This is a genomic window from Rhizobacter sp. P5_C2, from assembly GCF_054049715.1.
On the sequence record NZ_JBFULV010000160.1, the window covers coordinates 1 to 10,325 of the forward strand.

A 10,325-nucleotide genomic window follows, 5' to 3' on the forward strand; every position below is an offset into this window, starting at 1 on the left:
GAGCAGGGGTGGGGGCCGGCGCCGGAGCGGGGGCCGGTGCAGGCGAGGGCGCCGGCGCGGCCGCGACCAGCGTCCACTTCTCGGTCTCGCCGCCGTTGCAGCTCCACTGGCCGATGTGGCCGCCTTCGGCCTTGCTGAAGTTGCCGACGTCCAGGCACTTGCTGCTGTGCTTGAAGCGCACGTTCACCAGGCCGCCGCCGAGGTTGTCGAGCGTGAAGCGCTGGTTGTCGCCGCCGCCGTACTGCCACTGGTGCACGTTCGCACCATCGGCGGTCGAGATGTCCTGCACGTCGATGACCTTGCCGCTGTTGGCATTGGTCAGGTGGTAGTAGCCCTCGGTGTCGCGCACCAGGTCGAACAGCCGGCCGAGCGAGCTGTTGCAGGCCATCTGCACGATGTCGGCGCCGCTGATGGTCGAGTCGCCGGCGACGGCCAGGCACAGGCCGCTGAAGTTGGAGCGCACGCTGTAGCGCGACGACGGCGCGGGGGCCGGCGTCGGGGCCGGGGCGGGCGCAGGGGCCGGAGCGGGCGCGCCGGCCACCGGCACGAAGCTCCACTTCTCGGTCTCGCCGTCGTTGCACTCCCACTGGCCGATGTTGCCGCCCGGCGAGCGGCTCGAGTTGCCGACGTCCATGCACTTGTTGCTGTGCTTGAAGCGCACGTAGTATTTGCCGCCCAGGTCCTGCAGCGCGACGCGCTGGTTGTCGCCGTTCAGCCAGGTCCACTGGTGCACGTTGGCGCCGTTGGCGGTCGAGATGTCCTGCACGTCGACGACCTTGCCGCTGTTCACGTTCACCAGCCGGTAGTAGCCCTGGCTGTCGCGTTGCAGGTCGAACTGGCGCGCCGGCGAGGTGTCGCAGGTCGATTGCACGACGTTCGCGCCTTCGGCGGTCGATCCGCCGTCGACCGCCAGGCACAGCCCGCTGAACGACGAGCGAACGGTGTAGCGGCCGGCGGCCAGGTCGGCGGCGTGGCCGAGCTGCGTGAAGCCGGCGCCGACGATCAACGCCAGGCAGAGCTTGCTGCTTCGAAACGGAAACATGGGTCGTCCTCCTTGTGGGGCTTCGCGGGCCCGGGACGCAGGGGTCGCCAGGGCTGAAGTCCGTCGGATGGTAGGAGGCCGGTCTGCTCCGAAGTGGAAGCGGTTTCACCCGCTTGCAATGCTTGCGAGAGGTGGCATCAATTGGTATTGATGCATCGTGTTGGCGTATGGATATCACGCGAAATTACGATGGAATGGGGTCGGAAAAGCCCCCGGCAGGCCGCTCAGGCGGTGGCGGTCTCGATCAGCGGCCGGTCGAGCAGCGAGCGCAGCGCGGCGCCGAGCGCGCGCGTCAGGCGCTCGCACTCTTCCCAGTCGACGCCGTCGGCGCGAGCGCTGACGACCACCACCAGCGGCGGCTCGTCGCAGCACGGCAGCACGCCGATCGCGCCCCTGTCATGCACGAAGACCGCCGCGCGCAGGCAGCCCCACGGCGCGAAATGCCGTTGCTGCCGGTGGTACAGGCGCCAGTAGTCGGTGGCGGCTTCCCACACGCTGCCGCTGCCGCGCGTGCTGCCGCTGGTGGAGTGCACGGCCCCGCTCGAGGCCTCGACGAGCGTGCAGCCTTCGACGCCGGCTTGGCGGCACAGGCCCGCCAGCGCCACCGCGACCGGATCGCGCGGCGGCTGCGGTGCCTCGGAGCCGGTGGTGTGGAAGGCGATGTCCGGGAATCCCGAGTGCGGCATGGGCGACTCCAGTCAGCGGCTCGCCAGCCCCAGGCGCCGGCGCAACGCGTGCAGCAGGCCGGTCGGGGCGCGGGTGGGGCGGCGCGACGAGGCGTCGCTGCGCACGGGTGGCATGGGCGAGGGTGACAAGGGCTCGATGATCGGGCCGCCGGGTTCGAGGTGCAGCAGGTTCGCGGAGGCCATCCGCGTGATGAAGGCGACGCACTTGTCGGCGGCGACATTGCTGAGCCGCATCAGCTTCTCGAGGTCGAGCGAGCGCGTCAGCAGGAAGCTGGCGAGGCGCAGGTTCTCGGCGTCGTCCCACAGCAGCCCGGCGGGCGGCCAGCGGCGCAGCCGGAAGCGGTAGCCGGCCGACAGTTGCGTGAACGAGGCCGGGACCTCGCCGGTGGCGCAGTGCTCGGCGCATTCGAGGGCTTCGACCAGCGCGTCGAACTGCAGCGGGCTGCTCAGCACGCTGCCGGGTGCGCGGCCGGTGCGCCAGGCCAGTGCGCGCGAATCCTGCGCAGCGGGCACCAGGTGCAGCGTCATCAGCGGCGGCTCGAGCATGCCGCGCACCGTGTCGACCTCGAGGCCCGCGACCAGCACGACCTCGGCATCCCCGTCGTGCACCACCTGCCACTCGTGCTTCAGCTGGCGGGTGGCGCGCGCCAGGAAGTGGCGCACCGCGTTCTCGTCGCGTGCGTCCAGCCCTTGCAGCAGCAGCCGCAGCGGCCAGCGCATCAACTGGGTCTCCATCTCGTCGCTCATGCCCGTCCGCCTTCGTGTTCATACCGGAAGCGGACACGCTATCGAACAGTTCTGCAKGAACGATGCAGAACGCACCGTCGATGTCCAGACGAATGGCGCTGCTGTGTGCGCCTGCGTGACAAATCAGGCGCGTTGTTGCTCGCGTTGTTGCTCACGTGTACTGCGACGGATGCCTTGCGGTGGCTGCCCGAAGGCCCGAATGAAGGCGCGCCGCATGCGCTCGGGGTCGCCGAAGCCGGTGTCGCGCGCGATCACGACCAGCGAGAGCTGCCCGGTGTCGATCAGCGCGCGGGCCGCTTCCACGCGCAGCTGCTCAATGGCGCGCGCCGGCGACTGCCCCGTCTCGGCCTTGAACGCGCGGCTGAACTGGCGCGGGCTCAGGTGCGCGACCTCGGCCAGCTCGTCGACCGACAGCTCGTCGCGCAGGTTCGCGCGCGCATGGCTCAGCGTCTTCTGGATGCGGTCGGAATCGGGCGCGAGCTCGAGCAGCGCCGAGAACTGCGTCTGCCCGCCGATGCGGCGGTGGTAGACGACCAGCTTCTTCGCGATGAAGAGGGTGCAGTCGGCGTCGAGGTCTTCTTCGATCAGCGCGAGCACCAGGTCGATGCCGGCGGTCATGCCGGCGGAGGTCCAGATCGGGCCGTCGTTGACGTAGATGCGGTCGGGCTGCACCGTGATGCGCGGGAAGCGGTTCTGCAGCGCCTGCGCGAAGTTCCAGTGCGTGGTGGCGCGGCGGCCGTCGAGCAACCCGGCCTCGGCGAGGATGAACGCGCCGCTGCAGATGCTGGTGATGCGCCGCACGCGCTTCAGGCTGCGCGCGAGGAAGCGGCACAGGCCCTCGGTGGTCGGTGCGACGTCGAGCGCGCCGGTGGCGACCAGCGTGTCGTAGCGCACCGCACTGAACGGCTTCGAATCGACCGTGGCCCCCGACGAGCTGCGCACCAGCCCACCGTGCTCGGACAGCAGCTCGACCTCGTACACCACCCGCCCGGCGTACAGGTTCGCGAGCTCGAAGGCGGCGATCGGCGCGAGGTCGAGGATCTGGAAGCCGGGGAAGACGATCACGCCGATGCGGCGGACGGGGGCGTTTTTGGAAGATGGCATGAAACGAGGCTTCCAGGGCTTATGAGTCAAACGATACGGCGCAAGCTTCGGGCTGTCAATCGCCGCGTGCCGCACTTCCGCCTGGCACGGCGTTCCTGAAGGACATCGACCAACATCGCCTCGTCGGCGGCGCGCGCGGCGCTCAGGCCTACCCCGTTTTGCTCAGGCCGGCCGGCGCCGCCACCACAGCCACACGCCGGTCAGCCCGAGGCCGCCGAGCGCGAGGCCGCTGAAGAAGGTCAGCACCTGCTGCGGCAGGCCGCCGAGTTCGCCGACGTGCAGCGGGTAGACCCAGGCCACCGCGCGGCCGCCCGGATCCAGGTCGCTCCAGCGCTGCACCGACAGAATTTCACCGGTGCGCGGGTGCAGCCAGACGGAGGTCAGCCCGTTCGGATGCGGATCGTCGGGCAGCCGCATGCGCACGCGCACCGGGCGGTCCGGGCCGGGCAGCTGGATGTAGCCGATCGGGTCCGCAGGGAACTGCCGCTGCGCCTGCGCGGCCAGTTCGTCGACGGTGGCGGGCGATCCGCCCGGCGCGTCCTTCGCCTCTTTCGGCAGCACCGGCGGGCGCATGAACGTGCCACCGGCCAGGAAGGTGACGAACTCGCCGAGTGGCCGCCACGCCATGTAGGCGCCGCTCGCCACCGACACCGCGATCACCAGCCCCATGATCACGCCGCCGGTGCGGTGCAGGTCGAACAGTCCGCGCAGCACGCCCTGGCGCAGCTCGACGCGCCACGACGGCGGCCAGCGCCGCGGCCACCACAGCACCACGCCGGTCACCATCATCAGCAGGTACACCAGCGCGCCCCACGCGAGCATCGCCTTGCCGGTGTCCTGCAGCAGCAGCGAGCTGTGCAACTTGAACGTGAAACCGACGAAGCCTTCGCTGTCGCCCCGGCGTCCCTGCTCGCGGCCGGTGGCCGGATCGACGTAGACGGTGCCGCCCCAGCGCTTGCCGCGCACCAGCACCCACAGCGTCTCGTCAGACGTGCGCGGCGGGCGGAAGGTCATCGCGCTGGCGCTGCCGAACTCGGCGACCAGCCGCTGCCGGATCGGCTCCAGTGCCACCGCGACCCCGCCGGATGCCTCGACCTTGGTGTCTGCCTTGAACAGGTTCGGGTGGGCCCAGCGGTCCATCGGCTGCGCGACCACCAGCACCGCGCCGAGCAGCCCGACGATGGCCAGCACCCAGCCGACGCTGAGCCCGAGCCAGCGGTGCAGCCGCAGCCACACACGGCGCACCCCCTGGCGCCGCGACGGCGCTTGCCCGATGGCGCTCATCAGAACGCCACGCGCGCCTGGACGTAGGTGGTGCGCGGCGCGCCCACCATGCGGCCGAAGTTGCCGTCGACGTTGCGCGTGTAGTAGCGCTTGTCCGCCAGGTTGTTGATGCCCAGTTGGACGTCGATCGCGGTGGCGGTCGGCAGCTTCCAGCCGACCTGCGCGTTCCACAGCCGATAGCCGGGGACGAGACCCGATGCGGCGCTGGGGACGGGACCATCGGGGKTGATGACGACGGGCTCGTTCCAGGTGTTGGCGTTGTCCGAGAACTGCGAGGTCTGGTGCGTGCTCGACAGGTTGAACGCCCACGCGCCCAGCACGTAGCGCGCGCCGACGGTGTCGGTGTCGCGCGAGTAGAACGGCACCTCCTTGCCGGCCGTGTCGCCCGAGTCCTGCAGCGCGCGGGTGCGCGTGTAGTTCGCGAACAGGTTCAGGCCGGCGAAGGCGCCGGACTTGTCGAAGTTGTAGTCGATCGCCGTCTCGATGCCGTCGTGCTTGGTGGCACCGGCGTTCGCGAAGGTGGCCGGCGTGAGGAGCGGCACCTGCTGGATCTGGTTGTCGAAGCGCAGCCGGAAGGCCGTCAGCTCCGCGCTCAGCGTCGCGCTCTTCCAGCGCGTGCCGAGCTCGAAGGTCTTCGCGACCTCGGGCTTCAGCGGGTTGGTGGCCGTCTGCGAGTTCAGCTGGATGTTCTGCACCGGGCCGAACGAGGTGTTGTAGTTGCTGAACAGCGTCCACTCGCTGGTCACCAGCCATGCCACGTTCACCGACGGCAGCGCCTTGTTGTTGTCGGTGTCGAAGGTCTTGCCGGCACCGTCGATCCGCGTGGTGCTGATGTGCTCGAAGCGCACGCCCGGCGTGATGCGCCAGTTGCCGATCGCGATGCGATCGTCCACATACACCGCATGGGCGTCGGTCTCGTTCTCGAAGCTGGTCGTCGGGTTGGCCCCGCCACTCGGGAAGTTCTCGGTGAAGCTGTTGTCGTCGCCGCGCTCGCGCACGAACCGGTAGCCCACCGTCACGTCGTGCGCCACGCTGCCGAAGGCCAGGCGCTGCGTGTAGCGCGGCTCCACGCCCAGCACACGGTAGTTGCGCGGCTGGTGCGTCAGCAAGGTGCGGTCGCCGCTGATCAGCACGCTCGCGCGCGAACTCTCGTTGTAGTAGAGCCGCACCTCGGCTTCCTGCGTGGCCGACAGCGGGTTCAGGTAGCCCAGGTCGATGCCCTTGCGCACGCCGCTCCAGTAGTCGGTGGGGCGGGTGTTCTGGAACGGGTCGGCGTCGTACTGCGCCGGGGTCAGGCCGCCGGGCGTGCGCGAGGTGACGTCGTAGTACGAGAGCTTGCCGTAGACCTCGGCCTTGCCGCCGAGCGGCTGGCGGAACTTGACGGCCAGGTCGTTCACCTTCTCGTCGCTGTTGGCGCGCCACTCACTGCCATCCAGCCCGGAATACAGCAGCGCCAGGCCCAGCCCGTTGTCGAGTTCGCGGCCGAGGAACAGGCTGTACTGCGTGTTGTGCCCGCCACCTTCGCTGAAGTCGTTGTAGCGCACCGTTGCGTCGCCGCTCAGCGTGTCGGTGGCCGGGATCGAGCGGGTGTTGAAGTTGATGATGCCGCCGACGTTCTGCGGGCCGTAGCGCACCGCGCCGCCGCCGCGCACCACGTCGACCGATTCGATGTTGTTCAGGCTCACCGGCGCGAACGACAGCTGCGGCTGGCCGTAGGGCGCGACCGCCAGCGGGATGCCGTCGAGCAGCACGGTGGAGCGCGGCGAGTAGCGCCCGGTCAGCCCGCGCACGCCGATGTTCAGCGAGATCGCGCTGCCGGCGCTGCCGGAGTTCTCGGTCGACTGCACGCCGGGGATGCGCCGCATCACGTCGCCGATCGAGGCCGCGCCGGTCTGCTCGATCTCTTCCTTCTTCACGACGGTGCGTGCCCCGGCGAAGCTCTTCACGCTGTTCTGCAGGCCGCTACCCAGCCAGTTGCCGCTGACCTGCACCGGTTCGAGCGTGACTGCAGCCGCATCGGACTGCTGGGCGCGCACGGCGAACGGCAACGCGACGATCGCAAGCGCAACGGCCGTCAGCGGACGGAAGGAGGGGTGAACTGCCATGGGAAAGAGGCTCCGATGCCCTGTTGCGGGCACTTGTGCTGGCTGGGCGACCCGGGACCGGATGCGGTTCCATTGGGAGCGCGATGGCTGGCGATTGATGAAACGGTGGACGACATTCGCCGTGCGCGCATGATAAATCGCCGGCCCATCGTGTTGAGAAACGTTCCCAATTGGCCCCGTGCGCGTGAAATTATCGATAATCCGCGAAACATCTCTGGAGACAGACCCATGCATTACCGCGAACTTGGCCGCACCGGCTGGAAGGTGTCCACGATCAGCTTCGGCGCCTGGGCCATCGGCGGCACCTGGGGCCAGGTGAACGACGGCGAATCGATGGCCGCGCTGCACCGCGCGCTCGACCTCGGCGTCAACCTCTTCGACACCGCCGACGTGTACGGCGACGGCCACAGCGAGCAGCTGATCGCGCGGCTGCGCAAGGAGCGCAGCGAGACCTTCTACGTGGCCACCAAGGCCGGCCGGCGGCTGAGCCCGCATGCGGCCGAGGGCTACAACCGCGAGAACCTGACCGCCTTCGTCGAGCGCAGCCTGCGCAACCTCGGCACCGACGCGCTCGACCTGCTGCAGCTGCACTGCCCGCCGACGCCGGTGTACTACATGCCCGAGGTGTTCGGCGTGCTCGACGACCTGGTGCGGGCCGGCAAGCTGCGCCACTACGGTGTCAGCGTCGAGAAGGTGGAAGAGGCGCTGAAGGCGATCGACTTCCCCGGTGTGCAGTCGGTGCAGATCATCTACAACATCTTCCGCCAGCGGCCGGCCGAGTTGCTGTTCCGCGAGACGCTGGCGCGCCGCGTCGGCATCCTCGCGCGGCTGCCGCTGTCGTCGGGCCTGCTGTCGGGCGGGCTCACGCGCCAGACGCAGTTCGCCGCCGACGACCACCGCAGCTTCAACCGCGAAGGCGCGGCGTTCGACAAGGGCGAGACCTTCTCGGGGCTCGACTATGCGAGTGGGCTCGAGGCCGTCGAGGCGCTGCGCCCGCTGGTGCCGGCCGGGCAGACGCTGGCGCAGTTCGCGCTGCGCTGGATCCTGATGCAGCAGGCGGTGACCTGTGCGATTCCCGGCGGTCGCAAGCCGGCGCAGGTCGAGGAGAACATGAGCGCGGCCGACCTGCCGGCCTTGTCAGCCGAGACGATGCAGGCCGTCAACGCGATCTACGAGAAACACGCGAAGGCGCAAGTCCATCACCGCTGGTGATCGGCGGCCGCCAGGTAATCCCGCTTCGCCAGCTGCAGATGCGCGACGCACAACTCTGCCAACGCCGCGTTGTCGCGGCCCTTCAGCAGCCGGATCATCTGCAGGTGTTCTTCGGCCGCGGCTTCCGAATGGCCGGCCGCGGCGGTGCGCTGGGCCCGCACCGGCAGGCTCAGCCACATGAAGTGGCGGATCGAGTCGACCAGGTACGGGTTGCCGCAGCCGCCGAACAGCGTCAGGTGGAACTCGTCGTTGATGCGGTGCACCGTGCCGTGGTCGCCGGCCCGCAGCGCGGCGACGGACTGGCGGTGCAGCGCTTCGAGCGCCGACACCAGCGCGGCATCGGCCGGCAGCGGAATGCGCAGCGCCGCCTGCCGGTGCAGCAACTCGCGCACCTCGTAGATCTGCCGCACCTCGGTGGCCGCCAGCGCGCGCACGCTCGCGCCCTTGTTCTTCTCACGCACCACGATGCCGATGCGCTCCAGCTCGGCCAGTGCCTGGCGCACGCCGTGGCGCGTCGCGCCGAAGCGCGCCATCAGCGGATCCTCGACCAGCCGGCTGCCGGGCGCGAGCCGGCCGAAGATGATGTCTTCGCCGAGCAGCCGGGCGACGTCTTGCGCGTCGGCGGGCAGCGGCGAGGGGGCGGTGGGGCGCGTCATGAGCGATTGATTCTGCCAACAGTCCCATCAACAAGACACCAGGAGACAACCGGATGAGCAACATCGGATTCATTGGCGCCAGCGGCCTGATGGGCCACGGCATCGCGAAGAACCTGCAGCTGAAGGGGCACGCGCTGCACCTCACCGTGCACCGCAACCGTGAGCGCGTGACCGACCTGATCGAGCGTGGCGCGCTGCAGATCGACACGCCGGCCGAGCTGGCCGCGCGCTGCGAGGTGGTGTTCATCTGCGTCACCGGCACGCCGCAGGTCGAGGGGCTGTTCGCCAGCGACGGCGGGCTGCTCGCGCGGCCGAAGCCGGGGCTCGTGATCGTCGATTGTTCGACCAGCGAGCCGGCTTCGACCGCGGTATTGCGCGAGCGCTGCGCTGCGCAGCAGGTGCTGCTGATCGATGCGCCGCTGGCGCGCTCGGCTCCCGATGCCGAAGCCGGCCGGCTGACGGTGATGGTCGGCGCCGAGCCGGCGGACTTTGCGCGACTCGAGCCGCTGCTGCGCTGCTTCGCCGAGAACCTGCACCACGTCGGTCCGCCGGGCGCGGGGCATGTCGTCAAGCTGCTCTACAACTTCATGGCGCAGGCGATCTGCACGTCGACGGCCGAGGCCTTCGCGGTGGGCCGGCGCGCCGGTGTCGACCTGGGGCAGCTGGTGGCGGTGACGACGGTCGGCGCGGTCAACTCCGGGCTGTTCCAGGCGATGGCGAAGACGCTGGCGGGCGACGTGAAGGGCTTGTCGTTCGAGCTCGACAACGCGCGCAAGGACCTGCGCTACTACACGCACCTGGCCGAGAGCCTGACGGTGCCGGCCTGGTTGGGCGAGGCGGTGCACCAGTCGCTGACGCTGGCCAGCGCGCTCGGGCATGGCGCGAAGTTCGTGCCCTCGTTGGTGGAGGCGCAGGAGCAGATCACCGGCACGACGCTGGTGCCTCCCCATCCCCGTTCGCCCTGAGCAGGGACCGAGCTTGTCGAGGGCCCGTCCGTCGAAGGGTTGTGCCCGAAGCGCGCAAGGCCTTCGACAAGCTCAGTCCTGACCCTTCGACAGGCTCAGGGCGAACGGGTTTTCCGCTGTTCGGGCTGAGCTTGCCGAAGCCTTGGTGTCAAGTGCGTGGTGCCTTCGACAGGTTCACGGCGAACGGGTTTTCCCCCGTTCGGGCTGAGCTTGTCGAAGCCTCGGTGCCAAGCGCGCAGGCCCTTCGACGGGCTCAGGGCGAACGGGCTTTTCCACCGTTCGGGCTGAGAACCTGTGAAGGAATCGTATCTGAAGCCTGAACCTCGTGGACGCGGGCGTCGTGAGGTTCAGGACCTGGGGTTGACGGTGCGATCCTGTGCGCCGCACTCGTCTGTTGCGTGATGTCATCGGCGTCGCCATAGGGCGATCCGAGGGCGCCCAGTGCCCGCTCCAGACGGGGTTCAGGCTCAGCTCGCGAACGCATGGTTCAACTTCGCCATGCGCATCAGGTTGTGCGCCAGGGC

General features: G+C 69.4%; 9 protein-coding genes. 2 read left to right on the plus strand and 7 right to left on the minus strand.

Annotated elements, in window-relative coordinates; genetic code table 11:
- From ACXJLU_RS31325 to ACXJLU_RS31350, 6 genes are all read right to left on the minus strand, one after another.
- Positions 1-1,042, minus strand: a 1,042-nt coding sequence (locus tag ACXJLU_RS31325; protein WP_457337665.1) for an RICIN domain-containing protein, incomplete at its 3' end; no start/stop codon positions are given.
- 224 nt (positions 1,043-1,266) lie between these two features.
- Positions 1,267-1,728, minus strand: coding sequence for a hypothetical protein (locus ACXJLU_RS31330; protein WP_457337666.1), 462 nt, complete (start codon positions 1,726-1,728; stop codon positions 1,267-1,269).
- A 12-nt stretch (positions 1,729-1,740) separates the two neighbouring features.
- Entirely contained in the window at positions 1,741-2,475 is a 735-nt protein-coding gene (locus ACXJLU_RS31335) for a hypothetical protein (RefSeq protein WP_457337667.1), read from the minus strand.
- A 123-nt stretch (positions 2,476-2,598) separates the two neighbouring features.
- Positions 2,599-3,579 carry a GlxA family transcriptional regulator gene (locus ACXJLU_RS31340; protein WP_457337668.1) on the minus strand — a complete coding sequence of 327 codons (981 nt, stop codon included), beginning with the start codon at positions 3,577-3,579 and terminating at the stop codon, positions 2,599-2,601.
- Between the two features lie 162 nt (positions 3,580-3,741).
- Positions 3,742-4,863: a PepSY-associated TM helix domain-containing protein gene (locus ACXJLU_RS31345; protein WP_457337669.1), complete on the minus strand. Its 1,122-nt coding sequence runs from the start codon at positions 4,861-4,863 to the stop codon at positions 3,742-3,744.
- Entirely contained in the window at positions 4,863-6,968 is a 2,106-nt protein-coding gene (locus ACXJLU_RS31350) for a TonB-dependent receptor family protein (RefSeq protein ID WP_457337670.1), read from the minus strand. The genes ACXJLU_RS31345 and ACXJLU_RS31350 overlap by 1 nt, the downstream gene beginning before the upstream one ends.
- A gap of 228 nt (positions 6,969-7,196) precedes the next feature.
- Between ACXJLU_RS31350 and ACXJLU_RS31355 the strand changes: the two genes are divergently transcribed.
- The gene (locus tag ACXJLU_RS31355; RefSeq protein WP_457337671.1) at positions 7,197-8,180 is read left to right on the plus strand and encodes an aldo/keto reductase; all 984 of its coding nucleotides are present in this window, start codon (positions 7,197-7,199) and stop codon (positions 8,178-8,180) included.
- Here ACXJLU_RS31355 and ACXJLU_RS31360 read toward each other — a convergent pair.
- The gene (locus tag ACXJLU_RS31360; RefSeq protein ID WP_457337672.1) at positions 8,168-8,836 is read right to left on the minus strand and encodes a GntR family transcriptional regulator; all 669 of its coding nucleotides are present in this window, start codon (positions 8,834-8,836) and stop codon (positions 8,168-8,170) included. The two genes, ACXJLU_RS31355 and ACXJLU_RS31360, sit on opposite strands and share 13 nt — an antisense overlap.
- Before the next feature lie 53 nt (positions 8,837-8,889).
- On the opposite strand from ACXJLU_RS31360, the gene ACXJLU_RS31365 reads away from it, so the two are divergent.
- Positions 8,890-9,801 carry an NAD(P)-dependent oxidoreductase gene (locus ACXJLU_RS31365; protein ID WP_457337673.1) on the plus strand — a complete coding sequence of 304 codons (912 nt, stop codon included), beginning with the start codon at positions 8,890-8,892 and terminating at the stop codon, positions 9,799-9,801.
- Positions 9,802-10,325 lie beyond the last annotated feature (524 nt).